This window comes from Leucobacter sp. NPDC058333 (assembly GCF_042726155.1).
Lineage (GTDB): Bacteria > Actinomycetota > Actinomycetes > Actinomycetales > Microbacteriaceae > Leucobacter.
The window spans coordinates 1,612,608-1,638,169 of the sequence record NZ_JBHXHV010000001.1 but is presented as its reverse complement, the minus strand read 5'-3'; the positions used below and the strand labels follow the sequence as shown (position 1 = coordinate 1,638,169).

The window sequence follows — 25,562 nt, the reverse complement described above, 5'->3', positions numbered from 1 at the left end:
TGTTCAACACCGCGCGGCACGAAAGTATTTCGCGGGGCCTGACGCGGCGGATCGACCATGCAAGAACCCCGCGACGGGCGGCCGATGGACTAGACCCCGTCGCGGCTATGAAGAAGCAGAGCCCGCGAACGCATGGCGAGAGTCTACCATCGCACCACCCTCAGAGTCAGCGCTGGTCGGTGTGACCGTGATCCTCACCCGATTGTTCGATCGGACGGTGCGGATCTGCCGCCTCGATCTGCGGGTGCGGCTCGGCGACGCCCAGGTGCAGTCGCTCGCCGTGGGCCTTCGCATCTCGGTTCGCCTTGACGAGGCTCGCGATCGTGGCAATGGCCATTGCGGCCACGATGAAGCCGAGCGAGGTCCAGGTCGTGATCTCGGGCACCGGAACGTGCTCGCCGTTGTTGATGAACGGCAGCTCGTTTTCGTGGAGCGCGTGGAGAATCAGCTTGACGCCGATAAACGCGAGGATCGCGGCGATGCCGTACTTGAGGTATTCGAGACGCTCGAGCAGACCGCCGAGCAAGAAGTAGAGCTGACGCAGACCCATCAGCGCGAAGACATTCGCCGTGAACACGATGAACGGGCTCTGCGTGATACCGAAGATCGCGGGAATCGAGTCGAGTGCGAAGAGCAGGTCAGTCACGCCGAGCGAGATCAGCACCAGCAGGAACGGGGTGAACATGCGCTTGCCATCGACAGTCGTGCGCAGCTTGCCGCCGTCGTAGTGCTCGCTGAAGGGCATGACCTTCTTGACCTGGCGGATGATCCAGCTCTCGCCCTGATCGTCGTGCCCACCGGGCTTGATCTGCTGCCACGCCGTGTAGATGAGCCAGGCTCCAAACACGAAGAAGATGGCAATGAAGCGCTCGATGATCGCGGCGCCGACCAGAATGAAGATCCCGCGGAAGATCAGCGCGAGCACGATACCGATCATGAGTGCGCGTTGCTGATAGGCATTCGGCACCTTGAAACTCGCGAGAATCAGCACAAACACAAAGAGGTTATCGATCGAGAGGCTGTACTCCGTGAGCCAGCCCGCAAGGAACTCAGTGCCGTGCTGCACGTCGCCGAGCATGAATATGGCGCCGGCAAAGATCAGTGCGAGCAAGACGTAGAAGCCGACCCAGAGGCTCGCCTCGCGCATTGACGGCGTGTGCGGGCGACGAATAATGAGGGCCAGATCGAACACGAGAATCGCGACGAGCACGACCATCGATCCGATTTCAAACCAGAGCGGGAGAACTGAAGTCACCGGTGTGTGTTTCCTTCGGCTGAGGCGCGGAGGTGCGCAAATGGCCGAAAGTCTCTTCCCGGCACCCGACCACGCTCAGCACCTCGGTGCTCTGCGTGTGACGTGCGCCGCGCCCGCACCGGCGTCGCTGCGGAGCGACACGTATTGACGACACGGGCGAACAGGAATACTCCCTTTCGCTTGCACCAGTGTAGACGCTGTTCAGGCCGCGTGCATCCCGCTGCTCGCGAACACTCAAACTGCCTACGCTAGCATTTGGTGCACTTCGACCGTACGAGAGGCCCACCACGTGAACAAGCGACCCAGCCCGATCGAGCGCAGCACGAAAACCGGACCAGGCCCCGCGTCTCGCACGCTCGCCGGCTTCATTTTCGCGAGCCGATGGCTGCAGGCACCCCTCTATCTCGGCCTGATCATTGCTCAGGCGGTGTACGTCGTGCTGTTCTTCGTCGAGCTCTGGCACCTCGTTGAGAATGTCATCGTCTCGGGGCACATCACCGAAACCGATGTGATGCTGAGCGTGCTCGCGCTCATCGACATCGTGATGATCGCAAACTTGCTGATCATGGTGATCATCGGCGGCTACGAAACGTTCGTCTCGAAGATTCGCGTCGAGGGACACCACGACGAGCCCGAGTGGCTGTCGCACGTCAACACGAACCTGCTCAAGGTGAAGCTCGCCGTGTCGATTATCTCGATCTCGTCGATTCACCTGCTCAAGACCTTCATCGAGGTCGGGCGGATGGACAACGGGGTGGTGCTGAACGCTGATGGCACGGTGCTGTACTCCTCAGATGGCGTCATGTGGGAGGTCGGGATCCACCTGGCGTTCATCCTCTCTGCCATCGCCCTCGCGTGGATCGATCGGATGAGCCAGCACCACCCGGTCGGTCAGCAGGGCGGCCTCAGCGTCGGCGTCATCGAAGCTGGGCTGCGTGAAGAAGCTGCCGCCGGGGCGGCCGGCGCCGCCGGAGCATCGCGAGCAGAAGGAACCGCCGATGACGGTTTCGTCACAGTGCGCATGCCAGCCGGCGCGCAACTCCCCGAGGGTGCAGAGGTCGTACTCAACGACCGCTAAAGTGGTACCCGGCCGACTCAGTCGGCCCACGCGCGAGTGGCGGAATTGGCAGACGCGCTGGATTTAGGTTCCAGTGTCTTCGGACGTGGGGGTTCAAGTCCCCCCTCGCGCACGGTATACAAAGAAAGGGCAGTAGCCAGATACGGCTGCTGCCCTTTGTTGTCGGTGCACCTTATTTTGCACCTTATAGATTTTCCGACTGCTACTACCCGGAGGCCTGTCAGTAGTTAGAGTGATCGCATGACCCTGCCTTCACCCGCGCCTCACACGGCACAACCTCCCGCTGGCTGGTATCCGAATCAATTCGGACAGATGCAATGGTGGGATGGGTACGCATGGGGGCAGATTGCAGCGCCGGCACCTTCCGTTCCGCAGGGGAATGGCTTCGCTGTAACCGCGCTTGTGGCCGCAATCCTTGTTCTACCGTCAGCGCTTCTCGCCTTTTTCACGAATACGGCCTGGCCTATCTACACGATCGGACTCGTCCCGATCGTCCTTGCTGCAACATTCGGAATTCTCGGGATCCTGCGGGCTAATAAGAATGGTGTCGGCAAGCAACTTTCCACAGTCGCGTTAGTTTTCGCTGCGCTGTTCGCATTCTTCCCTGTTCTGCGCGTCTTCGATTCCTTCATATAGATCAGGCGCCGTGTAATATTCACGGCAGCACAACTGAATAGCTCGAGCACGGGTCTACCGGGCCGAGGCCGGGAACAACGCAATGCGCCAGCATCAAGCTCCCCCCTTCCACCTCGATCACACCGGGCACGTGGCCGACGGCATAGGCCGGCTCGAGCAACGGGAATGGTCCCGATTCATCTGGGCGTGGTCCGCCGCCGCGTCTCTCGTCACGTGGCTGTACTCAGCGGGCAACCTCAACATGGCCGGAGAGACCGACGTCCGCGTCGATTCATCCTCCGCGCCCACGATCAACCTGCCGGCAACGTGGCTCGCCGCGGACGAGATCGCGCGCTACCTGCAGGAGCTCAACAGGTTCTCCACACCCGAGCAAGCTGCCAACGATCAGAAGGGCTCATACCTCGCAATTGAACTGGGCAAGGCGGTGTCAAAAGCGGACCGACGTTGGCCGCGCGAAGACAAGCCGCACGCAATGCGCCTAATGCGCTGCGCGGGCTGCTCAGAGCTGACGCTCATGTACCGTCCGCCACGCTTCCCCGGCGACGCAATTGTCGTCGACTGCCCAAAGTGCGGGTACTCGATGCCCGAGGATCTGTTCTCGGTCAACGCACTTCTCATCGAAGCAGAGATAGCCGGCGCCGACGTCGCTGTAGATGCAACGGAGGTCGCCCTTGCAGCTTGACACGAGAACGGGCACGGCATTGTGGGTTCGCCTCGCCTCAGCTCCCGAGAGATTCGACCGCCCACGCCGCACGGTCGAGAAATGGATCTCCGAAAAGCAGGTCAGGACCATGCGGCCACTGCAAGAGGTTTGGCTCTATGTGCCGGATCTCGAACGCATGGACTCGAAGACGCAACGCCGCAAGAGACGGGCGACTTGACTAATGCGCGCTATGCGGTAATGTGATTGATGGTGGAGGAATATAACCACTTCACCAAGCTTGAAACACAGAAACCCCCGCAGCGCTCAGCGCCCGGGGGTTTTGTCGTTTCACGACAACTGAATATCGACAACTGAATAGCGGCGAAGCTCTCGCCGCAACATTGGCCTGTAGCTCAGGGGAAGAGCGATAGGTGCGCAGGTTCGAACCCTGCCAGGCCAGCGAGGTGGAGATTCCGAGTCGGTACAAGGGCATGTCCCGGAGGCGCGACTAGGAAGTCGAAGAGTCATGGCGTTAACTGAGCTCCTCAACGTGGGCATCGGACGAAAGCGGCGAGGTCTAGAACTCGCCGTCGAGTAAGTCGATGTCAACGGGAGCGAGCGCCAGAAGGACTTCGTCGTCTTGGAACTTAAGAACGAGGCGTCGCTACACGCCTACTCCACCCACTAATTGCCGGACCCTCGACCACCAACATCACATAGTGCGAGGCGAGCCCGGCAACATCTCACCGGAGGAATCATGGGCCCCGAAGAAGCATGGCGGGAAGCTCACGCAGAGCTCTCACGTGCAATTTCCGCTTACTACCAAGCGACCACCGGCGAATTCGTCGACGGCTGGGTGCTCGTAACGCACAAACTATCCGTCGAGCTCGAAGCCGAAGGTGCCTCAGCAGTAGGAGTGATTTCCTCCCCCGACCTTTCCTGGGTCAAGGGGCGCGGCCTGCTCGAAATCGCCAGAGAAAACCGCGCCTACAGCGGACACCAAGGAGAATGACCATGCAACCCTGCCCAGAGTGCGGCGCCGAGTACTCCTCAGCGCTCGCCGCCGAGGAATGCGGCGAGGTCGACCGCGTCGAAGACCGACGCATCCGGCAGTTACGCAAGCGGTGAGTTCGTCAGGTTGGGTCGCGCGCCCGACAGACCGGCGTGCAACTCTGCCTGCGAACTGGTGGTGGTTACGCGGCCACGTACTTAAGCGCGACGGCCACCGATGCCAGCACGTCCGCTACGACACGGGGCGCAAGTGCTTGCAGCCGGCCACCGACGTCGACCACATCAAAGACCGGAACGACCACCGACCCGAGAACCTGCAATCTCTCTGCAGCTGGCACCACCAGCAGAAGACCTCAAGCCAAGGCGGCAACGCGGCCGCAGCGCGTCGACGCAAAGTCTCTTCTCGGGCACACCCTGGGATCCTCTAAGCCTTCTTGCCGGCAGTCTTGCGCGGCTTGCGGTTGCCGGATCCTGGTCGCTGCTCGTTCCACTTGTCGATGGTCTTCTCGCTCCACCCGCGCACCGTGCCGACAGTGACGTCGGGCTTTGGGAGCGTGAGCGAGGACAGCGCCCCACGGGTGATTCCGAGGCGCTCGGCGATCTCCGTGGTTGATAGGTAGTGACGCGTCATATCTACATCATGCGCGACGTATGGCAATGCGTGCAACTTCATGGTCGTCTCCTTGCTGCCCCGCCGCCTGCGGGGCTAGTGCTCGCCCTTGGGATCGAACCAACGCGGACGCCCACCAGGACGCGAGCTACTGCAATTCATCACGATGCAAGTCGCTGAAGAACTTTACGAGCGTGCGCCTCCGTCCCTTCGAGATACCCTCGGCGGACCGGCTGAACGTAGATCTCGTCGAGCACCTTCGCTGCTTCGGACTCAACTTCCGGATTGTCCAGTGCTTCGAGCCAGCGAGTTGCCGCACGCCGCAACTCAGCAGGAGTCGCATCAATGCAGTAGTCGCGGAATCCACTCAGGATTCGGTTTACGCTGGCCAATCCGTCGGCGTTCAGTACCTGACTGAGATACATGGTCATGCTCCGCTCCTTGCCGCGTTGTGGTTGCAACTTCCACACATGCCGTCACCGGCGTGCACGTCGTCAGGCTCGATGCGCTCGTCGCAGTTGTCGCACATCGCCCGCGGTTCGCAGACGGTACCCCCATGAGTGAGGGCAACGTCGGCGAGAGTCACAATCACGTCGGCCTCTTCGACAGTGCAGAGTTCGTCTCCGCAATCGTCACATCGGAGTGCTGGGTCACTGAGCTCGGCTGAGCGGACAGTGACCTTGGCGAGCCGGCCATTGCGTTGTGCACGGTCAGCCTCAACGGCAGCGGTCGCAACTGCAACAATTTCCTCCCATGTGAGTGGGGCGCGCTCCGTGGGCCTACCTCCGTCGAATGGCGTGACGTCCTCGGCGATCTGTGATGCTGTCTTGATATCCATGATGCAATTCCTTCCGTTATACCGCGCTCATCGTGGCGACGGCGTACCATTCGAGCCCCTGCCAGACGGCAATGGCTCCCCCGAGCGTCAGAACGGCGCCCGCAATTTCTACTAGAACCAACCGACATTGAGCTCGCCGCTCGTCGTCGGTCATGCGGCGACCTCATCGAGTTCGCCGTTGTAGGGCCACGCGTAGAGCGCTTCCCACTGCTCGATCACGGTTGCAATTTGCTTCGGGCGCAGCGTGCAAGCAGAGATGCTGTGCACCGCCTCGATCGACCGCTCAGAGAAGCTCGCGATCACCGTTCCACCAAGCGTCCACAGCTCGATCGAGAAATGTGGCTCGTCGATTCCGTCGTTGTCGCCTGGTGCAAGGTCGAACGACCAAGCGACCGGCAGCCCATCGTGCTCCTCAGGCATCGGCCAGCCCATCGAGAGCGCACCGAGCACACGCAGTGGCAGCGTCGCCCGGCTCATCGGTCCGCCCCCTGCAATTCCACCGGGTACGCGCGTCCGTCGATGTCGACGAACGATGTACCGGCACCGTTGCCATGCACGCGGGCATCCCAGGTGCAATTGGTGGCATCCTCGCTCGCGCAGGCGGGGAGCACCGCTACGGCGATCATCAGTACAAGTTCCAGCAATGCGGCCACTTCTGGCCTCCTCTCGGTAATGGGCGCGACGATCGTGCCCCGTGCGCTCGCGGATGCTCGCAATCCGCCCCCGGCTCGTTCCGGTAGCGCGTGTTTGCTCACCAGCGCGGGTTGTGCGCGCAATAGGTGGTGTTCTCGGTGTCGCAACGCCGTGCAACTTCTTCGACTACGAACCGCGCAAATGCATCTGTGTCAGCGTCCCGGTCAACTGAGCCACCTGCCTCTTCCCAAAGCTCGAAGAAGTCGCAACTTAGGCGCGTCTCGAGCAAGTGATCGATGACGTCGCATCGGTCACTCACGAGGTCGAGCGGCTCGCCATGCAATGCGATGTAGCGACCGGTCGCGTCGATGCGCAGACGGTACTCGCTTGCAAGTCCACGGCAGTGCAACAGTTCGTGTGCCGGTTGCAGCTTGACCCGATACTGCCTAGAGATCGCGATCGCGACTGCAATCTCTTCGTCGGTGCGCGTTCCGCGTAAGGGCAATTCGGCGTACAGCGCTTCGAGCTGCACCGGTGTGAGATCCCGCTCAACTAATTTGGTCTGTACCGCGTCAATCGCTTCAATATTCATTATTGACTCCTCTCGTCATTGCTGGCACGCAACTTGCGCGCCCGTGGTGGCGCCCGGACTCGAACCGGGCCAACGCCTCTACGCTCGCCACCTGCGCAGCCTCAGAACGTCTGAGACCACACGTCTTCCGATGCAACTTCGGCCGCGTAGGCTTCGGCCATCGCCGCGCGCTCTGCGACCTGCTCAGCCTTGAACTCTGCGAACGTCACCCAACGCCAGACGCCGGCGTCGTGAGCGCGCTGCATTTCTTCGGTCAGGTGAGGCCACGCGATATGCAGCGAGCCCTTGCAGAACTCGAGTGACGGACGCCGGCGAGCATCCGCGCCGAACGCTTGTTGCCGCCAGAAGTCATCCCACAACGTGCCCGGCCATCCCATGTGGTCTGCAATTCGGTACTGCATCGCTTCGATCAGTGAGCGGTACGCCGCGCGGTCCGTGTCGTCGGTTCCCGACGCCCGCAACGACTTCGCCGCAACTCGCGACGGAGCCGCAACCGCGGCCGGATCCTGCAAGATCGCGGTACCCGGCACGCAACGCGCAACCATGTACGCATTCGCCCGCTGCACCCATGCAAGGTACTCAGGCGAGTCAGCACGCAACTCAGGCCGCGGCTCAACATTGGCTGCGAACCATGCGCGGCGCTCCGACTTCACGCTCATGCGTTCACGCCCGCATCGAATGCCATCGCGTCTGCTTCGGCCAGGGCTCGCAATTCACGGCGCAATCCGTAGGCCTCCACATGGGTGCCGATCGGTGTGTGCATGAAATAGCGCGCCTTCCACGCAACTACCGGTGCACCTGCAACGCGCATCAGGTGCAAGGGCAGCACTTCGCCGGTCCACTCGAGCTTGCAAGTCACCCCGTCACGCGATGCGTAGCGCGGGTTCTCCCCAGCCGCCCACGCATCCGCACGCTTCGTCCATGCAAGGTAGGCCGCCGGATCAACGAACCGGGAAGGCCGCGGGTCGGTGTCGCGCATCGCTTCGGCGTAGCGCTCACGCATTGCTCCGATGAGAGTCATGGTCGAACCTCCAACGTTCGGTAGTTGCCCCGTACCGCTGCAACGGTCGGGGCTTGAGTGTGTGAAGACTTTGGGTGAAACTAGGAGGGCCAGGACGCCAAGCGGCATACGCTCGACGCCCCAGGCCGCTACTCCTCGAAGCGATCGCGCAGTGCAAGCACCGCGACAATCGCACCGGGTGTAGCGAGCAGGATGACTACCGCGTCAACGACTGTCATTCCTGTCACCTCCTTTGGAACGCCCCGCCCCTACAGCGGGGCGTTTCTGCGTTCCGACCGCTTGCGCGGCCAGGCCCCCGAAGACCGGGGAACCCGTGGCAGGTACGGGGATCGAACCCGTACACGGCTGATGCCGTCGCGCCTATCGCGCTGCCCGTCGTTTCGCTGTGGAGTTGTGAACGATCTGTGCCGGTCCGGTACTGGTTCCCGTTGGGGCTTCCCGGTGGCGATGAGAAAACTAAACCATGCGCCGCGCATTGTTCACAAGTCATGCGCCGCGCATTGCTTCGCCCGAACCCCACGCATCCGCATCACCATGCGCCACGACGGGTTTTACTTCAGCATGTCAGCCCGGGCGTGTCGCACCAGTCGGAGAGCGCCACGCACCTAGAGACGTACACACCCGGCACCACGCCCGCCGCTGCCGCCCTGCACCTCGCACCGATAGCGCGAGACACCCGGCACACCGAGCACACGCACCACGCCACGCATCACGCGCCCCGCTCGCGAGCCCACACGCACACGAGCACACGCACGCCTACGCACACCCGCACCACGCGCCACACGGGCGCACACACCACGCGCACCCGGCCACGCACGCACGAGCGCACACGAACGCACGGGGGCCACCCCCTCCCCCCGCCCCCGCCTCCCCCGCCCGCAAGCGTTCTGCATCTCGCGGTGCGCGTGGGTCTGGGGGGTTTTTGCGCTGAGTGCTGAGGGGTGCGCGCGCGAGGCGCGAGAGCTTCCCGCGGCCGCCAGGGCCGAGGGTTTCCACCTGCCGACATGGAGGTTCCCGATGGCCGTCCTATCTTGTTCCGCGCGCATCGTACTGATCGCCCCTCACCATGAAGCCGGCGTCGCTGCGACTCGTCGTCATCCCGAGTACTCACACGCGATGGTCGTCGTCGTGAGCGACCCGGGCGCGCTTCGCCGCATCAAGGGTCGTGTGTTCGCTGGCTGGGTGCTTCTGCCTGGCGCCGAGCATCGCGCCTCTCCTCGGCGAATCTCGGAACTCATCGAGTACGCGCGTTCCCACGAGTGTGGCTGTGTTCAGCACGCAATCCAGGCGGTGGCCTGATGGCCGGCGTCGGGCCTCCCCCGAAGGATGAGCGATCGCGCCTTCGGGATTCCCCGAAGCGTGACCTCGTGAAGTCGGATGGAAAGGTCGGCGGCTTCGAGCTCCCGGACGACGTGTTGCCGCAACTTCGCATCGGCGGAGAGCTGCAGTTCGACATGGACGGCAATCCGATCCGCGAAGACTGGCACCCGCAGACCGTGCGCTGGTGGAACAACTGGCGAGAGTCGCCGCAGGGCGTCCGTATGGCGACGGCGGTCGACTGGGATTACTTGCTCGATACCGCACTGCTGCATCACCAGATGTGGGAGTCGGGCGGCAAGAACTCGGAACGTGCGGCCGAGATCCGTCTGCGTGCGGCGACGTTTGGTGCAACGCCGGCGGACCGCGCGCGGCTCAAGTTCGAGATCGAGATTCCTGAAGAGTTCGAGGTCGGTTCGTCAACGGCAAACGTGTCCTCGATGAATGATGCGCGCAGGAAGCGAGTAGCCAACGGGGGTGTCTGATGCCCCGTCGCGTCATCAAGAACGACGAGTCCCACGACCGGGAACGGTCACTCGGTTATCTCGCCGTCTGGTTCATCGAAACCTTCGTTGTTCACGGCCGCGGCGATATTGCGGGCCAGCCGATCCGCTACGGAGACGAGTACTTCGGGTTCATCGTCGACTGCTACGCGCTCGACAACCGCGGGCGCCGCCTCTACGACTCCGCATTCTTCTCGCGCCCGAAGGGCACGGACAAGTCCGGTGTCGCCGCGGCGATCGCCCTGCTCGAGGCGTTCGGGCCCTGCCGTTTCGAGGGCTGGGCTGAGGGCGGCGAGCAGTACACGTTCCTGGGTCAGACGTACACCTACAGCAAGGGCGAGCCGATGGGCCGGCCCGTCACCCAGCCGATCATCCGCATCCTCGCCACTGAGGAAGGCCAGACCGGCAACGTCTACGACACGATCTACTACAACCTCGCAACCGAGACCGCTCCCCTGAATGCGCTCGTCAAGGCGTATGGCGTGGATGCTGGCCTCACTCGTGTGGTTCTGCCCAAGTCGTCCGGCGGCGGGTCAATCGAGCCGATGTCGTCCGGCGCCGCGTCCAAGGACGGTGGCCTCGAGACGTTCGTCGTCTTCGACGAGTCGCACCTGTACAACGTCGACCGCCTGAAGCAGATGCATGGCACGGTCACGCGAAACCTCCGCAAGCGAAAGAAGATCGCCGAGCCGTGGTACATCGAGACCACAACGATGTACCAGCCCGGTGAAGACTCGGTCGCCGAGGACACGTACCGGCTCGCCGACCTCATCCAAGAGGGACGCACTCGCCGCAAGCGGCTGTTCTTCGACCACCGGTGGGGCGAGCTCGGGGACGCAGCGCAGGGCGCGGACGAGTCGAACGACGCCTACGAGTCGCGCATCAAGGAAGCGTTCGCAGACGCTTACGGTGATGCGGCCGCGTGGAACGACGTCGAGGACATGCTCGACGCGTTCTTCGACCCCCGGAACAACGAATCGGAGCAGCGCCGCTACTTCCTGAACGCCGTTGTTGAGGCCAACAACTCGTGGCTGAAGATCGCGGAATGGAATGACATCGGCCTGGGGGCGCGTATCAAAGCCGCTCTCAAGGAGGGGATCGCCCCGTCGTGGCGGCCACCATTTGCCGGCGAGCGGATCACACTCGGGTTCGACGGGTCCCGCTCGGACGACGCGACCGCGCTCATCGCGTGCCGCGTCTCCGATGGGTACACGTGGCCGGTCTTGATCGAAGAGCCGCCTGACTCCGAGAAAGCGAAAGACTGGGTCGTCGATCAGCACAAGGTCGACAAACACGTCCGACTCACGTTCGCGAAGTTCGAGGTCGTGGGCTTCTTCGCTGACCCTCCCTACTGGCAGGACTACGTCGACGCCTGGGACAAGGACTTCGGCGACGACATGAAGGTCCGAGGCACCCGCGACAAAGGCCTGCACTTCTACACCGCGAATCACAAGACGATGGCGATGGCCGTAGAACGCGCACATACCGCGATCGTCACCGGTCAGATCACCCACAGCAATGACCCCCAGTTCTCCCGGCACGTGATGAACGCGCGCCGGTGGGAGCGGAACACGGGTGACGTCATCGGCAAGGACAAGCGCGGATCCAAGAACAAGATGGACGCCGCCGTGGCTATGGTGCTCGCGCTCGAAGCTCGAGCACGCTACCTCGCGAAAGAGCGTCCCGACAAACAGGCCTTCGAGCCATTCAACCCGCGCGGCAACGCGCGCAGACGGAGGTAGCAGATGCTCACAGAAGCACTCATCCCCGGCACGGACGACTGGTACCTCGTCGAGCTCGGCAAAGAACTCGGGGCGAACTTCCCGCGCATCGCCATGCTCGAGTCGTACCGCGATGGGACTTTCGTCGTACCGGTCGAAGCGGATCCCGCGGTACGGGAGGCCTACAAGAAGTTCGCCCGAAAGGCGCGACTGACCATTGCCGACACGATCGTGACACAGGTGGTCGGCCGCCAGGACCTACGCGGCTTCCGCACCGCGGCCGAGAACGACGCGAACGGCGACCGAGAAGCTGCTCGGCTGATGCGACAGAACGACCTCGACGTGCAGTTCTCTGAAGCGTTCGACAAGAAAGCGCAGCACGGCGTCTCGTTCGGCGTCGTCGCGATCGACCCGCTCACCGGAGAACCGTTCGGGAAAATCCTCGACAGTTGGTCGGTCGCGGTCCGCATGAGCGAGATCCGCCCCATGCAAGTGGATGCGGCGATCATCGCTTCGTGGGATCCGTTCAACCAGCAGGACGTGCTCACTCTGCTTCGTCCTGGCTACATGCGCGTCGCGGTGAAGCCCGGCAAGCAGTCGACCATCCCGCGCGATGGCACCCAGTGGGAGCCCGGTCTCGCATGGGACTGGACGGGCGGCCCCATCCCCCTCGGTTTCACCGAACGGGTCCCGGTGGTGCGGTGGTCGAACCCGCACGGGCTCGGCGAGTACGAGAATCACATCGACTCGATCGACCGCATCACCGAAGACATCCTGCAGCGCCTCACAATCACGGCCATGCAGGCATTCCGGCAGCGCGCCGTCACCCCCGGCGACGGGCAGGCCCTCCCGTCGCACTACCCCGACGATCACCCGGAGAGTCCGGGCGAACCGATCGACTACGACGAGATCTACAAGGGCGGCCCTGCAGCGCTCTGGTTCCTGCCCGAAGGGGCGAAGATCTGGGAGTCCTCGCCGACCGACATCAGCAGCCTCATCAATGCCGAAGACAAGGACATCGAGCACCTCGCCGCCGTCACAGGCACCCCGCTCTTCTCCGTGTCGCCGGCAGAGAACCAGTCGGCGGAAGGCGCGAAGCTCTCACGCGAGACGATTCGCACGAAAGTTCGCGACCGCAACAAACGTGATGGCCGCAGCGCGACAGAGTTCATGTCGCTGCTCTTCGAGGCCAACGGTGACCAGCAGCGGGCGGACCGAACCGAGATCGTCTCGATGTGGGGCCCGATGGAGCACATCTCGATGGCTGAAGCCGCCGAGGCTGCCCGAGCTGCCCGCGATGGTGGCATGTCGCTGCGCGGCATCAACGAGCACATCTATCAGATGACGCCCGACGAGATGCAGCAAGAAGAGATGTCGATCCGGGACGAACAGTTCCAGAACTCGCTCATGGGGGTGACCGTCGATGCCGGTAACGGACAAAATGCTGGACCTCCACGTGCAGCGGAAACGGTCGCTGACAGAGCGACTCCTCCGGCTGCTGCTCGGGCTGTGGGGGAACTACAGCCAGTGGAGTGACGAAGATCTCACGAAAGCGCGGACGGCGGCGAGCATCCCGCACGTCGAGTCCGCGCTGCGGGAGATTCAGAAGGAGACTCGGCAGTTCCAGTTCCGGGTCCTCAAGGAGCTCGGCGTAGCAACGCCGAAGTACCGTCCACCGATCGACCTGTACCCAAGGTCGCGCGTCGATCTCTTGGAGGTCTACGGCCGCCCCGCTAGAGACGCCGCGAAGGTGCTCGAACGGGGCGGGACCCCGGAGCAAGCCTTCGAAGCGTTCGAGAAACGGCTCGAAGGCATTGTCGAGGCGGATGTCATCATCGCGGACCGTGACGAGTTGAAGCGCATCCAAGACCAGCTCGAAGCTGACGGGCTCACGGAGTATTCGGAGTCTGAAGACGCCATCGTGCACGACGATGACGATTCCACCGAGCTCATGTCGCGCGACGAGATGGAACAGTGGATCAAGCGGTTCGAGGACGACTACGGACTCGAGAACAAACCGATCGTCGGCGGCGAACGAGTCATCGGTTGGCGCCGCGTCATCCGTCCTGAGCTTTCGCGTCACGGCTCCTGCGGACTCTGCGTGGTCGCTGCCACCCAGTGGTACACGCGCGGTGATCTGCAGGCGATCCACCATCTCTGCAAGTGCGCCACTCTGCCGGTGACGAAAAGCGCCGACCCGGGGCTTCGCTGGAACGCCGAGGACCTACGTCGGAACCTCGACGAGATCTACGGTGCCGGCGGCGGCACGGCAGGTAAGAAGTTGAAGCGCATCCGCGTCGCCGTCCGCGAGCACGGGGAACTCGGGCCGATGCTCGCCTACTCAGCGAAGCGGGGTTGGTCGCCCGTTGAAGGCTTCGAGCCATACACGCCGCCCAACGCTTCCGTGCAGAAGGAACGTCTCTCGAACCGGCGCTCCGAGCTTGAAGCCACCCTCGCGAACCTGCGCGCCCGCTTGGGCGGCGACGGCAGCCGCGAAGGAATCGACCACGCGATATGGGAAGTCGAACAGTCTCTCAAGGAACTCGACGCCCGTCTCGCGGCATAACCACCGCGCCATGCGGCGGCCACCACTACACCTACGACATGTAAGGGACCTCACGAATGTTCACCACACCCCGACTCGGGTTTCGACTTCGGTTCAACGGCGACGATGAGAATGGCGGCAAGCCCGCGGTGAAGACCGAGGACGATCTCGGCTTCCCGGCCGACACGAGGCCGGAAGACATGACGCCGGAGCAGCAGCTCGCGTTCTACAAGAACGATGCAGAGAAGTGGAAGGGACTCTCGCGAAAGCATGAGAAGCGCGCCCGTCCCGAGAACTTCGACGAGATCGCTGCAGACGCTCAGAAGTGGCGTGAGAAGGAGCACGAAGACCTTCCTCCCGACGAGAAGGCAGTCAACGCCGCCCGCACCGCGGGCCGCCGCGAGGGCGCGACCGCGTTCCTCCATGACGCCGTTCGTGCCGAGCTCAAGGCCCGGCGCCCCCACATGACTAACGACGAACTCGACGAGTTCCTCGAAGACGTCGCGCTCGATAAGTTCCTCGGCCAGGATGAGCGCCTCGACACCGAACGGGTGGAGCGGCTGGCTGGCAAGCTCGCCGACGCCCCGAAGCAGGACGGCGACACGCCTCCTGCACCAGATCCCGCACCGGGCGGCGCTGCTCTCGGCGACGTACTCCGTCGCACGACCGCGCCCCCGAAGGACCACGCGGGTTCTGTCGCCGAATACCGAAACCGTGAGCGAGAACGCTACACGGCACAGAACAGCAAGTAGACCCAGGAGGCTACGATGACCGATTTCGCGATCGACACGTCCCGCACCGAGCCGCGGATTGATACCCGCTGGCGCGCATCGAAGTTCGGCCAGGACCAAGCCCAGCCGGGCACCCTGGACCTCACGAAGTTCGTCGAGGGCACGCACTACAACATCGGTGGCCGCACCGACAACGTGATCCCCTCGGGCGTCGCGCTGACGAAGAACACCACCTCGGGGCTCTACGAGCCCTGGACGCCCGGAGCCAGCGCGGAGGACCGCCCCAACCTCGCCGGCTTCATCAACGACGACGCAGGCATCGACCTGTACCGTCGCGCCGGCGTCGCCAAGTCCACCAAGGCCGCGTTCGCGCTGCTCATCCTCGGAGGCATCGACGCCACCCGCCTGCCGGTCAGCGCCCAGCGCACACCGGTGCAGGTGGCGCCGACGACCGGCCTGTTCACCTTCATCTAAGGAGATTCCGCATGGCATTTACCAAGTCCCACCGGACCGCCGCGCAGCTCACGGGCATCGCCCAGGGCACTATCGACGGCGTCTTCGGCGCATCCATCGTTTCGACGTTCCTCCCGCAGAAGGAGAACCAGGGCCTGACGTTCGACTTCAATGTCGGCAACACGTCCCTGCCCGAGGCCGCGCGCTTCCGCTCGTACAACACTCAGTCGGACGTCGGGAGCTTCGAGGGCAGCGAGTCCCGCCAGGGCAAGCTCCCGCCGATCTCGCGGCGCCTGCACGTCGACGAGTTCGCGCAGATCACCCAGATCGGCGGTGACCTCGGCCCGGTGTTCGAGGCCTACGCCCGCCGCATCGCGGCACAGATCGCAACCCGTTTCGTGTGGGGCGGCGCCGAGGCAATCGAGAGCGGCAAGCTCACGATCGACGAACGCGGCCTCAAGTTCACCATCGACTACGGCCGCAAGGCGGGCCTGACGGCGACGGCACCGACCCTCTGGTCGAACCCCGCAGCCGACGTCATCGGCGATCTCGAAGCGCTGCGCGCCGTCTACGGCAGCTCGCCCGGATCGATCCTGATCCCGGAACTCGTGCTGCAGCACCTCACCCGCAACGAGGGCATCATCGAGCTCGCCACCCGCGGCCTCGGCAGCCCCACGCGAATCTCTCTTGATGACGTGCTGAGCACCCTTCGAAGCTTCGGCTTCGACGGTCTCTTCACCAATCGAGAGCGGTTCGTCGACCACACCGGCACCGAACGCACGCTGTTCAGCACCAACAAGGTGATCTTCCTCCCGGCCGCAGAGCAGACCGCTCTCGGCCAGGCGGCAGGCGTTGGCCCGCTGGGCACGACCGACTTCGGTGTCACCGGCGAGTCGCTCGTGCCCGAAAACGGTCTCGGCGGCCAGCCCGGCGCCGCGGCCGGCGCGCTCTCCTCCGATGACCCCGTCGGCTTCGACGTGCTCGTCGCAGCGATCGGCCTGCCGATCCTTCAGAACGCCAACGCGACCGCATCGCTGCAGGTGCTCTAACCAGACCCACACGAGGGGGCGGGCAAACACCCGCCCCCTCCCGTCTTCCAGGAGGAAACAATGAAGGTCTGCCAGACCATCAACCTGCTCGATGAACAGTTCCGTCTCGTCACGCTGTTCCCCGGCGATGAAGTGCCGGAATGGGCAGTCGCTCGCATCACCAATCCCGCTGTGATCGCTTCTGACGAAGACTTCGCCGCCGCTGTCGCTGAGGCGGCGAAAGAAGCGGGCACCCCCACTCCGCCGGTGCCACCGGTAGTAGTGAAGGCCCCCAGCGCGGACACCTACGACGAGCTGAGCAAGAAGGACCTGCAGGAGCTGCTCACGAGTCGTGAGCTGTCCACTGCTGGCAACAAGCCGGAACTCATCGAGCGACTGCGCGAGTCCGACAAGGCTGCGGCCGCCGGCGAGGAAGCGGACCTGTGGTCGATGAGCGTCGAAGAGCTGAAGGCATTCGCCGAGAAGCAAGGCATCGACGTAGCGGACGCGTCCACGTCGGAAGAGCTCGCCGCCGTGATCCAGTCGGCCCAGAGCGAGTAGGAGCACTCATGGCTGTCACACTCCCCGACGTCACGTACGAGTGGGTCTGCGACGCCTTCGAGGGGGAGCCCGACGAACTCGGCCGCGAGTCATACGTCAAGTCGAAGATTCGCCACACAGTGGGGAAGCTCAAGACCCGGTTCGGAAAGCGGATCGAATCGAGACTGGCGGCAGGCCAGCTCGAGGAAGACCTGTTCAGGGATACCGTCGCCGAGGCGGTGCTCCGCATCATTCGTAACCCCGAGGGGTACACGACCGAACAACAGGGCAACTACTCCTATGGACTGCGTGCCGTAGTCGCGTCCGGCTACCTCATGTTCACGGCCGAGAACATGCTCGACCTACTTGGAGAACCGTCGCCAGTCATCGGCACGTTTGCCATCGGAGACCACCGGGGGGCCTGATGTCGATTCGAGGCAGAGGGCCCCACACCGTCATCCTGCAGCCACGGAAGATCGAGCGATACCAGGGCGCCGTTGATTACGTCGACGACGGCCCGCCGGTAAAGATCGAACGCTGCAGCGTGCAATCCGTCAGGGAATGGGCGACCGCAGAGGAGATCTTCACTCACGGCCTCAGCCTCTTGTCCATGAGGCGAGTGTTCACCCGCACCTGGCCCGCAGACGCGAACGGCCTCGTCTATTTCAATGGCGGCATCTTCGAGACAGTCGGAGATCCTCAGCACATGGACGGTTCCCGCCGCACCGCTCACTGGGTGACGACGATCAAGTGGCTCGGAGACGGGCCTCCCCCACACGTCCCCGACATCAACGAAGAGCAGGAGGGTGAGTAATGGCGAGCGTTGAATCACACGTCCGACTCACCGCAGCCATCATCGCGGGCGGCGATCCAGCGATGGACCGCGCGGCCGCGAAGCTGCAGACGAATCTCGTAGCCGAGGCAGCGAGACACAATCTCACGAGCGCGTTCATGAACAGCTTCGAAACCGCCACCGTGCCCGGCGAATCAGGCCCTGGCCAGCAGGTCAGCGACCGCGTCGTCTACACGACGGATCCCGGCGCAATGGCGATCAACTACGGCCGCAAGTACACGGACAAGGACACAGGCGAAGCCACCCGAGTCCCCGGAAAGCACGTCTTCGAGCGTGCGATAGGGAGGACGTCAGGATGACCCTGAGACCCGTACTTCCAGATCTTGACACCTTCTTCGACTCGCTGATGACGGCGGCCGCGCCCGACACGGTCACGGCCATCCAAGATCAGCACGCCGACAGTTACGACGAGGTCCCATTCGTCTCTTGGACGGCGATCAACCAGGGGCAGTACGACTTCGGGCTCTGGAACGTGACTTTGGTGCTGAACCTGCTTGCGGCGCCGCGCGAGATCTTCTCGCACTCGGCCGAGATCTACGCAGCGATTCAGTCATGGAACATTCCCGGAGAAGGCGTGATCCTTGGCGTCGCAGCGATCAACACGGTCGAAGACGCCGGAGTGTTCGACAAAATCAACGAGATTCGACTGCCCGGCAAGCACCTCTCACAAGCCGTCGCCACGTTCCGCATCACGGTACAAGACCTGAGCTGAACGCTTCCATACCCACCTCAAGCCCGCCCCACCAGGCGGGCTTTTCGCATTTCTGAAGGAGAAATCATGGGCGTCAACGCCACAGCGATGATCGTTCCCGGCAACGGCACGATCTTCCACGCACCCAAGGCCGTCGCATTCCCAACCAACCCTCTCACCGCGTTCACTCTCACCGGCACCCCGCCGGAAGGCTGGACGAACCTTGGCCACACCAGCCGCGAGAACACCCTCGGTTTCAGCCGCGAGGGCGGCGAAGCATCGTCGATCGGCACCTGGCTCGCGGACTCGACGAAGACGATCTACTCGTCGGTCGCATGGGGGATGTCGATCCCCGCGCTGCAGTTCGACAGCGATGTACTCGATATGGCCTTTAACGGCGACTTCGACCCGGTGACGGGCGGCTACATCGTTCCGGGCCAGACGGCCGCGATCGAAACGCAGCTCTACGTCCTGATGCAGGACAACACCGGAAAGCTCGGCTTCTGGATCCCGAACTCCGAGGTCACCCTCGGTGAGCCGCCCACGGTCAACCGAGAGCAGTACCTCGAGCTCCCGCTCACCGCGTCGATCAATGCGGCAGACAACGACGTGATCCCGGCTGTCGATGGCCGCCCCGGAATCATGGAGCTCTTCAAAACCGGCCTGGTTGCGCCCACCACACCGTAACTGGCCCTCTCACGACCCCCGGCGCGCTTTGCGGACCCGCGCCGGGGGTTTTCTCATCCTCCGGTCCGCACACACCCACGACGAAAGGTCCGCACATGGCCGCCAAGAAGACCACACCTCAGGCAGAGAACGTCGCCGAAGACGTCACAACCCCTACAGCAGAAGAGCTCCTCGAGGCCGAGGCAGAGACCAACGATCTCCTCGCAGACCTGCCGAAGCTTCGCTCGCCGCACGAACTGCGACTTGCTGCGCGAAACAAGATCAAAACGATCCGCATGGATCACGGCCGTAACCTCGCCAAGATCGTTGGCGACGTGAAAGACGGGACGAAGATTTCCGACCTTCCCGAGGCAACCGCTGTCGAGTACATGAAGCACATGATGCGCGTGCAGGAAGCCGTCGACGACTTCGCAGAGTCCATCGCGATCGACGTGCCCGGCTACATCGAGTGGTCAAACAAGAACGCCGACGACTACGCACCGTTCATCGCTCTCCTCATGCGCTACGCGGACGCAGCGGGGGAATCGAACAGCTCTGCGAGCTGATTGACGAATACGACCACCACCCGGAGTATCCCGGGTCGCTAAGTGCTGATCTCGACCAATTCCACCACGGACTCAAGCTCGCCGATGTGTGGGCAGGTCGAGTCAGCGCGCAGCACGTAATCGTCCTCGCAGGGCACCTTGTACTCAACCCGATGTCTCGCTGCCGAATGATCTCGCTCGGCGGCGACCCCCGATGGATCGGGTGGGACTCCAATTCCGAGCTCGCGGCTTCACAGCACGACCTCATTCACCAGTTCGCTCTTGGCGACAAGTTCACGGAGTCCGACCGATACCCGCGTCCCGGCCACGCGCCGAAGCACGCCGATGAGGCTGGCGAACTCTTCGCGCCGACTCTCGCGGACTTCAACGTACCTGCCTTTATGCAGGTCATCAACTCGTAGGAGGAACAATGGCCGCTCCCTCCCTGGGAAAACGAGCCGGAACGATGCACGTTCGGGTTCTCCCGAACACGAAGCACTTCCCGCGCGAACTCAAGCAGCAGTTGCAGCGCATCGAAAAGTCGATGCCTCCACTGACCGTCGAGATATCCAAGGCCAAAGTCCATACGCAGAAGATCAAGCGATCGATCCAGGCTCAACTCGCCTCGGTTCGAGATCTCGAAGTGAACGTAGACACGAAGGTCGATGCGGTCAACGCTTCCAGGTCGATCGAGAAGCTCACCCGAGACAAGCGGATCGAACTCTTGCCCGAGCTCGACAACGCCATGCTCGGCCGCGTCGCGAAGCAGGTCGACAAGGCCATCGCCGGCATCGAGGCGAAGATCACTCCGTTCATTGATGACGACGGGGTCCGGGCGAAGGTCTACGAGCTCACCAGTGAATTGAAGAAACTGGAAAAAGACCTGCACATCTCAGTCTTGTCGGAAGAGCAGCGTGCGGTGATTCGTCATCGCATCCACCAGATCGGTGAAGAACTCGATGACATGGCGAAGGACCGAACGGTCCACCTCGGCATCAATCCGTTCACCGCGTGGGCGTCGTCTCGGCTCGCGTGGCTGACTCGCCCTCGCGTTGTCGAGATCGTCCCTCGGGTTTCGAAGGCTGCTCTCACGAAGGCGATGACGGCGCTCTCTGCCCTCTCCGGCGCGCGCCTGTCATACGACTACTTAAAGCGGTTCTCGGACTGGATGAGCGAGATCGATAAGAAGCTGCCAACGCTGACTTTCGGGGTCACCGGTGTCACGACGGCCTTCTCCGGTCTCATGGGCGCTCTGTCAGGGATAGTTGGAATCGGTGACGGCCTTGCTGCAACGCTCCCGTCTCTGCTGCTCCTTCCAGGCTTGCTGGCCGGCGCAGTGCTTTCGGGTGTCGCCCTTGTCGTGGCACTCAAGGACGCGAAGGACGAGCTCGCTGAACTGGGCGACTCCTACCGGAATCTCGGCGACATCATCTCCTCGAACTTCTGGGCGGAAGCGCGTCAGCCGATCATCGAGTTCTCGAACTCGATCATGCCGCAGCTCGAGCGTTCGTTCGAGAAGACCTCAGCTGCGATCGGCCGCTTCACCGCGAACCTCGCCAAGTCATTCCAGCAGGAATTCGACAACGGACGGCTCGAGGCAATGTTCGACGGTCTCACCGCGTCGTGGGACGTTCTCGCTACCGGCACCGATGCGTTTGCCGGTGCCATCACGAATCTTGGCTTGGTGGCGTCACGCTACATGCCTCGACTCGCGTCGTGGTTCGTACGTCTCGCGAACACGTTCGATACGTGGCTCTCTGACGTCGCGACCGACGGTCGGCTAGACGAATGGATCGAAGGGTCGATCGACGCGTTCTACGCACTGTGGGACGTAGCCGCTGCAACGACTGGCATTTTGCAGGGTCTTTGGAAAGCTGCCGAGGCCGGAGGCTCAGGTGGCCTTCGTGGCTTTGCCGACACGCTTCTCGATTGGGAGAAGGCCATCAACGGCGCGAAGTGGCAAGACACTCTTGTCGCGATGTTCCGCGGCGCCGGAGTCGCGATGGACGGCTTCGGGGAAGGACTCAAGCGCGTCGGCGACATGCTGTATTCGCAGCGAGACGCCATCGAGTACTTCATGGGCACCGCAGGTCAGGCTCTCGGGGATTTTCTCGGTGACGTCGCCGAAGCACTTTCACGACCTGCAGTCGCAGATGGACTCACCGGGTTCATCGATGGAGTCAAGAGCGGACTCGACTCGCTCGAACCAGCACTCGGACCGATGGCTGACGCCTTCAGCGATCTTGCGATCTTCGCGGGTGATCTCGCGGATGCCGTAGGGCCCGTACTACAGACCGCCCTCGAGACCGCATCTGGAATCATGAGCGACCTCCTCGCAAGCTTCAAGGACCACGATGTTGTAAAACGCCTCGCTGATGCGTTCAACGATTTCCTCGAATCTGACGCCGGTCCTGTACTGGAAGACCTTGCGAGCAGTATCGGCGAGGAACTGGTACCAGCGCTCGTCGAGCTTTCCGGAAGTGGCCTGCCCGCGCTCGGAACACTCGTGGAACTGCTCGGACCACTCGCCAGCGGAATGGTAGGTGAGGCGTCTGAGGGGATTGATGCGCTCGCTGATTCGCTCACGAAACTGACGGACATATTCAGCTTGTACGGCGACAAACCGAACGATGAAATGTTCTCTACTGACTGGATCACTGAGAGCACCGACTCGATTCAAGAGTTGCTTGGCCTTATAAACCCCGTCTGGGGTGCCCTGAACGATTTCGGCTTCTCTCTAAACGATCTCACCAATTCACTGAGCGAGTATTTTTCGGACGCCTTGGCCGCAATGGACGACCTCTTTGTTGGCCTTTCGGTGGGTATCGCAACGGCCATCTTGTGGGTCACGTCACTCCCGGAGCAGATTACGTCGATCTTCATCGACACCGGTATCTGGCTCGTCAACCAGGGTGCAGAGATCATTGGTGGCCTTCAACTCGGAGCGACGAGCGCTTGGGTGTCAACCGTTCTCTGGCTCTCGAGCATTCCAAACCAAGTGATCGCGTTCTTCACCAATGCTGGAACTTGGCTTGTATCGAGAGGTAGCGAGATCCTCAACGGGCTACAGGCGGGTGCGACATCGGCGTGGGTCGCAGTTGTTGTCTGGTTTGCCGGATTGCCTGGCACGATTGCCTCCTTCTTTTCAGGTGCAGGCAATTGGCTTTTCAACTCAGGCGTAGCACTCCTTGAAGGTTTCGGTGCAGGTGTCCAGTCGGCGATTGGCTCCGTCGCCGCCAAAGTGGCAACAGCCGTCGCTCATCTTCGCGGCCTTTTCCCGAATAGCCCCGCAAAGTGGGGACCATTTTCTGGACGCGGCTGGGTGTCGTATTCGGGTCAGGCAATTGGCCAAACATTCGGTGACTCAATCGCGTCCTCTCTCAATAGTTCGAAGGCGAAGGTAGTTCGTTCCATCACAGGGATCCGGGGAGAATTCTCCTCACTCTCGGGAGATGTGTCCGGAATGAATTTCGACGTCGCCGGACAGTTCGCACTCGATCGCGCACATGCGGCTCGCCTTGGGAGCACAGTCACTCCCCTCTCAAGCGGCACGACGTCAGTTGCGACCAACGTGACGGCGAATTTCATTCAACCCGAGCAACGGGAGCAGTTCCGCGAGTTCAGCTCACTACTGCAGCGAGAACTCAGAAAGTAACGGAGGATCGCAAATGTGGTCACTGAAGTACTACGGAACCAGCTATTCGTTTGACCACGTCGCGGTCATCTCCGTCGAGATCGAGGGAAGGACCTATCGAGTTGACGATACGTCCAACCCTCGATCCGACGGGGTCGCGTTTGGGCAGGACTTCGCGGATCCCGGAGACATCAAGCTCGAGTTGCTGCTCACGTTCCAAACAACACGGAACCTCACTATGCAGCGAGCGAAACTCAAGGAGGCAGCTGACGCTTTCCTTCACGCCTGGGATGCGAAAGCGCTGCGGGCAACAGCCGGTGCGCTCGGCGAGCTCACGATTCCATTTCTTGGACTTTTTGAAGGTCGTCCGCGGCGCGCAGAGTGGGATTGGTCCACATTCGGGTTGGGTTACCTCAAAGGCACAGCAACGTTTGTGCGCTCCGATCTTCTGACTTACGTGCTGAACGAACAGGGCGACGCTCCCTGGCAATCGGCCACACTTGGCCTGGTCCCAGCACAGGTCGGGGGCATCAAGTCTCCGCTGAAAGCGCCGTTGAGAACCTCGGTCGAATCGTCGCGGGCGGCGCCGATCTCAGTAGGGGGTGACGCCGAAGCTTGGGGCATCTACGACCTCACAGGTCCGATTCAATCAAATGCGCAGATCGAGGTCCCCAATCGGTGGCGCCTCTATTTAAACCGCTCACTCGCGTACAACCAGACCGCCCGGATCGATACAAGACCCGGGCGGCGAGGCACCTACCTCAACGGGAAAGCGGTGCAGCTTCTCGACCCGCGATCATCGCTGCTCGACGACTGCGCGCTTCTTCCCGGACAAAACGTACTTGCCCTGCGGGGCGCGTCGATTGAAGGCACCGCTTCGGTGTCTGTGCGTTGGCGAGACACGAAGGAGAGTATCTGATGGCAACATCTCACTGGTTTGTCGGTGGTGGCGCCGAGCACACGGCGGAAATGGTGCGTAGAGACACCAACGCGAAACTTGGCGGCGCCGAGGGCATCTGCGCAGTGAACGACCTACGTGTGCTGCAGCAACCGGTAGCGATTGGCGCGGTTCGCGTCACAATCGGTTCTGGTTACATCTATTCGCGTTATTCGAGCGCGATCAACGAAACATACATGGGCTCCGTAACTTCCCAAGAGATCGTCACGATTCCGCAGAATGCTGGCTCCGGAGTGCGCAGGGATCTCGTTGTGATGCGAGTTCGGGATCCTTACGTTCAGGGTTCCCCATGGGAGGATCCGGGCGCGAATATCAGCGACCCCGCGGCAGCAGATAAGGCGCGGGCCAACGCGAAGTACGTCTACATCGAGCGAATTCCATCCGTCCCCGCGGGTACTCGCCGGCTGCAAGACGTCGCTGGGTACGAGAACGACACAGCGATAACACTTGCTCGCATCGACATTCCAGCCGCCACGAGTGCGATCACATCTTCAATGATCACAGATCTTCGCGAAGTGGCGCGGCCCCGACGCTCTGAGGTGGTATTTGCTCGTCCTCGTATCGCAGCAGACGACACCGCACAGCGATTCCTCAACGGCAAGCTCTCGGATGGCGGAGAGTACTTCCCAGGTGGCAGTGGCGCTCCAAATCAGTTCCAAGTGGACATTCCACTGTGGGCCACGCGAATGATCATCGATGCGCGTTGGATGGGCATCTACTACGCAGCCGGCAGAAACCCTTACGGGAGATTCTGGATTGAATTCGGCGACGAGTACCGAGACCATACGTGGCCGGGAAAATTCCAGCTCGAGTTCTCCACCCAAGCGTTTGGGTTCAACGCTCCTCTGACCAATGATGAGAAAACGGCGGATTGGTCGTTGATGGACGAGGTCGCGATCCCCGCAAAGCTTCGAGGGAAGACTGTGACATTTGTCTTCAAGGCGGGCATCGGTGCTGTCGGTTTGCCCCGCGACTCTGTGTGGATGAAATGGGACGGTGGCCTCGGCATGCGGATCACGTTCGCAGAACGCGCGGTTGACGACAACATCCTCTAGGAGGC

General features: G+C 62.3%; 33 protein-coding genes and 2 tRNA genes. 25 read left to right on the top strand and 10 right to left on the bottom strand.

Annotation, left to right across the window (positions count from 1 at the left end; all coding sequences use genetic code 11):
* Positions 1-166: 166 nt before the first annotated feature.
* Positions 167-1,255, bottom strand: coding sequence for a TerC family protein (locus tag ACFWHR_RS07810; protein ID WP_382447701.1), 1,089 nt, complete (start codon positions 1,253-1,255; stop codon positions 167-169).
* A gap of 289 nt (positions 1,256-1,544) precedes the next feature.
* Here ACFWHR_RS07810 and ACFWHR_RS07805 point away from each other — a divergent pair, with 289 nt between their 5' ends.
* The 6 genes from ACFWHR_RS07805 (at position 1,545) to ACFWHR_RS07780 (ending at position 4,624) form a co-directional block, all read left to right on the top strand.
* Entirely contained in the window at positions 1,545-2,333 is a 789-nt protein-coding gene (locus ACFWHR_RS07805; protein WP_382447700.1) for a TIGR00645 family protein, read from the top strand.
* Between the two features lie 30 nt (positions 2,334-2,363).
* Positions 2,364-2,445, top strand: a tRNA-Leu gene (locus tag ACFWHR_RS07800).
* 128 nt (positions 2,446-2,573) lie between these two features.
* Complete coding sequence (locus ACFWHR_RS07795) at positions 2,574-2,969, top strand: hypothetical protein (protein WP_382447699.1); 396 nt, start codon at positions 2,574-2,576, stop codon at positions 2,967-2,969.
* Between the two features lie 130 nt (positions 2,970-3,099).
* Positions 3,100-3,651 carry a hypothetical protein gene (locus tag ACFWHR_RS07790; RefSeq protein ID WP_382447698.1) on the top strand — a complete coding sequence of 184 codons (552 nt, stop codon included), beginning with the start codon at positions 3,100-3,102 and terminating at the stop codon, positions 3,649-3,651.
* A gap of 363 nt (positions 3,652-4,014) precedes the next feature.
* Positions 4,015-4,072: transfer RNA gene (locus tag ACFWHR_RS07785), tRNA-OTHER, on the top strand.
* A gap of 297 nt (positions 4,073-4,369) precedes the next feature.
* Positions 4,370-4,624, top strand: a complete 255-nt coding sequence (locus tag ACFWHR_RS07780) for a hypothetical protein (RefSeq protein WP_382447697.1) — start codon at positions 4,370-4,372, stop codon at positions 4,622-4,624.
* 423 nt (positions 4,625-5,047) lie between these two features.
* Here ACFWHR_RS07780 and ACFWHR_RS07775 read toward each other — a convergent pair whose 3' ends face one another.
* The 9 genes from ACFWHR_RS07775 to ACFWHR_RS07735 form a co-directional block, all read right to left on the bottom strand.
* Positions 5,048-5,296, bottom strand: coding sequence for an XRE family transcriptional regulator (locus ACFWHR_RS07775; protein WP_382447696.1), 249 nt, complete (start codon positions 5,294-5,296; stop codon positions 5,048-5,050).
* Positions 5,297-5,394: 98 nt separating this feature from the next.
* Entirely contained in the window at positions 5,395-5,664 is a 270-nt protein-coding gene (locus ACFWHR_RS07770) for a hypothetical protein (protein ID WP_382447695.1), read from the bottom strand.
* Positions 5,661-6,071 (bottom strand): hypothetical protein, encoded by a 411-nt coding sequence (locus ACFWHR_RS07765; protein ID WP_382447694.1) that lies wholly within the window; start codon positions 6,069-6,071, stop codon positions 5,661-5,663. Before ACFWHR_RS07765 ends, ACFWHR_RS07770 begins: the two co-directional genes overlap by 4 nt.
* 16 nt (positions 6,072-6,087) lie before the next feature.
* Positions 6,088-6,225 carry a hypothetical protein gene (locus tag ACFWHR_RS07760; RefSeq protein ID WP_382447693.1) on the bottom strand — a complete coding sequence of 46 codons (138 nt, stop codon included), beginning with the start codon at positions 6,223-6,225 and terminating at the stop codon, positions 6,088-6,090.
* Positions 6,222-6,548 (bottom strand): hypothetical protein, encoded by a 327-nt coding sequence (locus ACFWHR_RS07755; RefSeq protein WP_382447692.1) that lies wholly within the window; start codon positions 6,546-6,548, stop codon positions 6,222-6,224. The genes ACFWHR_RS07760 and ACFWHR_RS07755 overlap by 4 nt, the downstream gene beginning before the upstream one ends.
* A complete protein-coding gene (locus tag ACFWHR_RS07750) occupies positions 6,545-6,724 on the bottom strand; it encodes a hypothetical protein (protein WP_382447691.1) in 180 nt (59 codons plus the stop codon). The genes ACFWHR_RS07755 and ACFWHR_RS07750 overlap by 4 nt, the downstream gene beginning before the upstream one ends.
* Before the next feature lie 98 nt (positions 6,725-6,822).
* Positions 6,823-7,296 (bottom strand): hypothetical protein, encoded by a 474-nt coding sequence (locus ACFWHR_RS07745; protein ID WP_382447690.1) that lies wholly within the window; start codon positions 7,294-7,296, stop codon positions 6,823-6,825.
* Between the two features lie 101 nt (positions 7,297-7,397).
* Entirely contained in the window at positions 7,398-7,955 is a 558-nt protein-coding gene (locus ACFWHR_RS07740; RefSeq protein WP_382447689.1) for a hypothetical protein, read from the bottom strand.
* Complete coding sequence (locus ACFWHR_RS07735) at positions 7,952-8,317, bottom strand: hypothetical protein (protein WP_382447688.1); 366 nt, start codon at positions 8,315-8,317, stop codon at positions 7,952-7,954. The genes ACFWHR_RS07740 and ACFWHR_RS07735 overlap by 4 nt, the downstream gene beginning before the upstream one ends.
* Before the next feature lie 1,017 nt (positions 8,318-9,334).
* On the opposite strand from ACFWHR_RS07735, the gene ACFWHR_RS07730 reads away from it, so the two are divergent.
* The 19 genes from ACFWHR_RS07730 (at position 9,335) to ACFWHR_RS07640 (ending at position 25,557) form a co-directional block, all read left to right on the top strand.
* The gene (locus ACFWHR_RS07730) at positions 9,335-9,616 is read left to right on the top strand and encodes a hypothetical protein (protein WP_382447687.1); all 282 of its coding nucleotides are present in this window, start codon (positions 9,335-9,337) and stop codon (positions 9,614-9,616) included.
* Between the two features lie 68 nt (positions 9,617-9,684).
* Positions 9,685-10,119 carry a hypothetical protein gene (locus ACFWHR_RS07725; RefSeq protein ID WP_382447686.1) on the top strand — a complete coding sequence of 145 codons (435 nt, stop codon included), beginning with the start codon at positions 9,685-9,687 and terminating at the stop codon, positions 10,117-10,119.
* Entirely contained in the window at positions 10,119-11,879 is a 1,761-nt protein-coding gene (locus tag ACFWHR_RS07720) for a terminase TerL endonuclease subunit (RefSeq protein ID WP_382447685.1), read from the top strand. Before ACFWHR_RS07725 ends, ACFWHR_RS07720 begins: the two co-directional genes overlap by 1 nt.
* Positions 11,880-11,882: 3 nt before the next feature.
* A complete protein-coding gene (locus tag ACFWHR_RS07715) occupies positions 11,883-13,394 on the top strand; it encodes a hypothetical protein (RefSeq protein ID WP_382447684.1) in 1,512 nt (503 codons plus the stop codon).
* Complete coding sequence (locus ACFWHR_RS07710) at positions 13,315-14,424, top strand: hypothetical protein (RefSeq protein WP_382447683.1); 1,110 nt, start codon at positions 13,315-13,317, stop codon at positions 14,422-14,424. Before ACFWHR_RS07715 ends, ACFWHR_RS07710 begins: the two co-directional genes overlap by 80 nt.
* Before the next feature lie 56 nt (positions 14,425-14,480).
* Positions 14,481-15,155: a hypothetical protein gene (locus ACFWHR_RS07705; RefSeq protein WP_382447682.1), complete on the top strand. Its 675-nt coding sequence runs from the start codon at positions 14,481-14,483 to the stop codon at positions 15,153-15,155.
* 15 nt (positions 15,156-15,170) lie between these two features.
* Positions 15,171-15,608, top strand: a complete 438-nt coding sequence (locus ACFWHR_RS07700; protein WP_382447681.1) for a hypothetical protein — start codon at positions 15,171-15,173, stop codon at positions 15,606-15,608.
* 11 nt (positions 15,609-15,619) lie between these two features.
* The gene (locus tag ACFWHR_RS07695; protein ID WP_382447680.1) at positions 15,620-16,636 is read left to right on the top strand and encodes a major capsid protein; all 1,017 of its coding nucleotides are present in this window, start codon (positions 15,620-15,622) and stop codon (positions 16,634-16,636) included.
* A 60-nt stretch (positions 16,637-16,696) separates the two neighbouring features.
* Positions 16,697-17,176, top strand: coding sequence for an SAP domain-containing protein (locus ACFWHR_RS07690; RefSeq protein WP_382447679.1), 480 nt, complete (start codon positions 16,697-16,699; stop codon positions 17,174-17,176).
* Positions 17,177-17,184: 8 nt separating this feature from the next.
* Positions 17,185-17,580: a Gp19/Gp15/Gp42 family protein gene (locus ACFWHR_RS07685; RefSeq protein ID WP_382447678.1), complete on the top strand. Its 396-nt coding sequence runs from the start codon at positions 17,185-17,187 to the stop codon at positions 17,578-17,580.
* Complete coding sequence (locus tag ACFWHR_RS07680) at positions 17,580-17,969, top strand: hypothetical protein (protein ID WP_382447677.1); 390 nt, start codon at positions 17,580-17,582, stop codon at positions 17,967-17,969. The genes ACFWHR_RS07685 and ACFWHR_RS07680 overlap by 1 nt, the downstream gene beginning before the upstream one ends.
* Positions 17,969-18,307 carry a DUF5403 family protein gene (locus ACFWHR_RS07675; protein ID WP_382447676.1) on the top strand — a complete coding sequence of 113 codons (339 nt, stop codon included), beginning with the start codon at positions 17,969-17,971 and terminating at the stop codon, positions 18,305-18,307. Before ACFWHR_RS07680 ends, ACFWHR_RS07675 begins: the two co-directional genes overlap by 1 nt.
* Complete coding sequence (locus ACFWHR_RS07670; protein WP_382447675.1) at positions 18,304-18,720, top strand: hypothetical protein; 417 nt, start codon at positions 18,304-18,306, stop codon at positions 18,718-18,720. The genes ACFWHR_RS07675 and ACFWHR_RS07670 overlap by 4 nt, the downstream gene beginning before the upstream one ends.
* Positions 18,721-18,786: 66 nt before the next feature.
* On the top strand, positions 18,787-19,386 hold the full coding sequence (locus ACFWHR_RS07665; RefSeq protein ID WP_382447674.1) for a hypothetical protein: 600 nt from the start codon (positions 18,787-18,789) through the stop codon (positions 19,384-19,386).
* Between the two features lie 95 nt (positions 19,387-19,481).
* Positions 19,482-19,931: a hypothetical protein gene (locus ACFWHR_RS07660; protein ID WP_382447673.1), complete on the top strand. Its 450-nt coding sequence runs from the start codon at positions 19,482-19,484 to the stop codon at positions 19,929-19,931.
* Positions 19,932-20,083: 152 nt separating this feature from the next.
* Positions 20,084-20,332, top strand: coding sequence for a hypothetical protein (locus ACFWHR_RS07655; RefSeq protein ID WP_382447672.1), 249 nt, complete (start codon positions 20,084-20,086; stop codon positions 20,330-20,332).
* A 44-nt stretch (positions 20,333-20,376) separates the two neighbouring features.
* Positions 20,377-23,565: a hypothetical protein gene (locus ACFWHR_RS07650; RefSeq protein ID WP_382447671.1), complete on the top strand. Its 3,189-nt coding sequence runs from the start codon at positions 20,377-20,379 to the stop codon at positions 23,563-23,565.
* Positions 23,566-23,578: 13 nt separating this feature from the next.
* Positions 23,579-24,463: a hypothetical protein gene (locus ACFWHR_RS07645; RefSeq protein WP_382447670.1), complete on the top strand. Its 885-nt coding sequence runs from the start codon at positions 23,579-23,581 to the stop codon at positions 24,461-24,463.
* A complete protein-coding gene (locus ACFWHR_RS07640) occupies positions 24,463-25,557 on the top strand; it encodes a hypothetical protein (RefSeq protein ID WP_382447669.1) in 1,095 nt (364 codons plus the stop codon). Before ACFWHR_RS07645 ends, ACFWHR_RS07640 begins: the two co-directional genes overlap by 1 nt.
* The last annotated feature ends 5 nt before the right edge of the window (positions 25,558-25,562 follow it).

What these genes read in the sequence shown, in the direction of transcription:
- ACFWHR_RS07795 (WP_382447699.1), top strand. Translation starts at nt 2,574, where the DNA reads ATGACCCTGCCTTCACCCGCGCCTCACACGGCACAACCTCCCGCTGGC.
- ACFWHR_RS07780 (WP_382447697.1), top strand. Translation starts at nt 4,370, where the DNA reads ATGGGCCCCGAAGAAGCATGGCGGGAAGCTCACGCAGAGCTCTCACGT.
- ACFWHR_RS07775 (WP_382447696.1), bottom strand. Translation starts at nt 5,296, where the DNA reads ATGAAGTTGCACGCATTGCCATACGTCGCGCATGATGTAGATATGACG.
- ACFWHR_RS07770 (WP_382447695.1), bottom strand. Translation starts at nt 5,664, where the DNA reads ATGACCATGTATCTCAGTCAGGTACTGAACGCCGACGGATTGGCCAGC.
- ACFWHR_RS07765 (WP_382447694.1), bottom strand. Translation starts at nt 6,071, where the DNA reads ATGGATATCAAGACAGCATCACAGATCGCCGAGGACGTCACGCCATTC.
- ACFWHR_RS07760 (WP_382447693.1), bottom strand. Translation starts at nt 6,225, where the DNA reads ATGACCGACGACGAGCGGCGAGCTCAATGTCGGTTGGTTCTAGTAGAA.
- ACFWHR_RS07755 (WP_382447692.1), bottom strand. Translation starts at nt 6,548, where the DNA reads ATGAGCCGGGCGACGCTGCCACTGCGTGTGCTCGGTGCGCTCTCGATG.
- ACFWHR_RS07745 (WP_382447690.1), bottom strand. Translation starts at nt 7,296, where the DNA reads ATGAATATTGAAGCGATTGACGCGGTACAGACCAAATTAGTTGAGCGG.
- ACFWHR_RS07740 (WP_382447689.1), bottom strand. Translation starts at nt 7,955, where the DNA reads ATGAGCGTGAAGTCGGAGCGCCGCGCATGGTTCGCAGCCAATGTTGAG.
- ACFWHR_RS07735 (WP_382447688.1), bottom strand. Translation starts at nt 8,317, where the DNA reads ATGACTCTCATCGGAGCAATGCGTGAGCGCTACGCCGAAGCGATGCGC.
- ACFWHR_RS07730 (WP_382447687.1), top strand. Translation starts at nt 9,335, where the DNA reads ATGGCCGTCCTATCTTGTTCCGCGCGCATCGTACTGATCGCCCCTCAC.
- ACFWHR_RS07720 (WP_382447685.1), top strand. Translation starts at nt 10,119, where the DNA reads ATGCCCCGTCGCGTCATCAAGAACGACGAGTCCCACGACCGGGAACGG.
- ACFWHR_RS07715 (WP_382447684.1), top strand. Translation starts at nt 11,883, where the DNA reads ATGCTCACAGAAGCACTCATCCCCGGCACGGACGACTGGTACCTCGTC.
- ACFWHR_RS07705 (WP_382447682.1), top strand. Translation starts at nt 14,481, where the DNA reads ATGTTCACCACACCCCGACTCGGGTTTCGACTTCGGTTCAACGGCGAC.
- ACFWHR_RS07700 (WP_382447681.1), top strand. Translation starts at nt 15,171, where the DNA reads ATGACCGATTTCGCGATCGACACGTCCCGCACCGAGCCGCGGATTGAT.
- ACFWHR_RS07695 (WP_382447680.1), top strand. Translation starts at nt 15,620, where the DNA reads ATGGCATTTACCAAGTCCCACCGGACCGCCGCGCAGCTCACGGGCATC.
- ACFWHR_RS07690 (WP_382447679.1), top strand. Translation starts at nt 16,697, where the DNA reads ATGAAGGTCTGCCAGACCATCAACCTGCTCGATGAACAGTTCCGTCTC.
- ACFWHR_RS07685 (WP_382447678.1), top strand. Translation starts at nt 17,185, where the DNA reads ATGGCTGTCACACTCCCCGACGTCACGTACGAGTGGGTCTGCGACGCC.
- ACFWHR_RS07680 (WP_382447677.1), top strand. Translation starts at nt 17,580, where the DNA reads ATGTCGATTCGAGGCAGAGGGCCCCACACCGTCATCCTGCAGCCACGG.
- ACFWHR_RS07675 (WP_382447676.1), top strand. Translation starts at nt 17,969, where the DNA reads ATGGCGAGCGTTGAATCACACGTCCGACTCACCGCAGCCATCATCGCG.
- ACFWHR_RS07670 (WP_382447675.1), top strand. Translation starts at nt 18,304, where the DNA reads ATGACCCTGAGACCCGTACTTCCAGATCTTGACACCTTCTTCGACTCG.
- ACFWHR_RS07665 (WP_382447674.1), top strand. Translation starts at nt 18,787, where the DNA reads ATGGGCGTCAACGCCACAGCGATGATCGTTCCCGGCAACGGCACGATC.
- ACFWHR_RS07660 (WP_382447673.1), top strand. Translation starts at nt 19,482, where the DNA reads ATGGCCGCCAAGAAGACCACACCTCAGGCAGAGAACGTCGCCGAAGAC.
- ACFWHR_RS07655 (WP_382447672.1), top strand. Translation starts at nt 20,084, where the DNA reads ATGTCTCGCTGCCGAATGATCTCGCTCGGCGGCGACCCCCGATGGATC.
- ACFWHR_RS07650 (WP_382447671.1), top strand. Translation starts at nt 20,377, where the DNA reads ATGCACGTTCGGGTTCTCCCGAACACGAAGCACTTCCCGCGCGAACTC.
- ACFWHR_RS07645 (WP_382447670.1), top strand. Translation starts at nt 23,579, where the DNA reads ATGTGGTCACTGAAGTACTACGGAACCAGCTATTCGTTTGACCACGTC.
- ACFWHR_RS07640 (WP_382447669.1), top strand. Translation starts at nt 24,463, where the DNA reads ATGGCAACATCTCACTGGTTTGTCGGTGGTGGCGCCGAGCACACGGCG.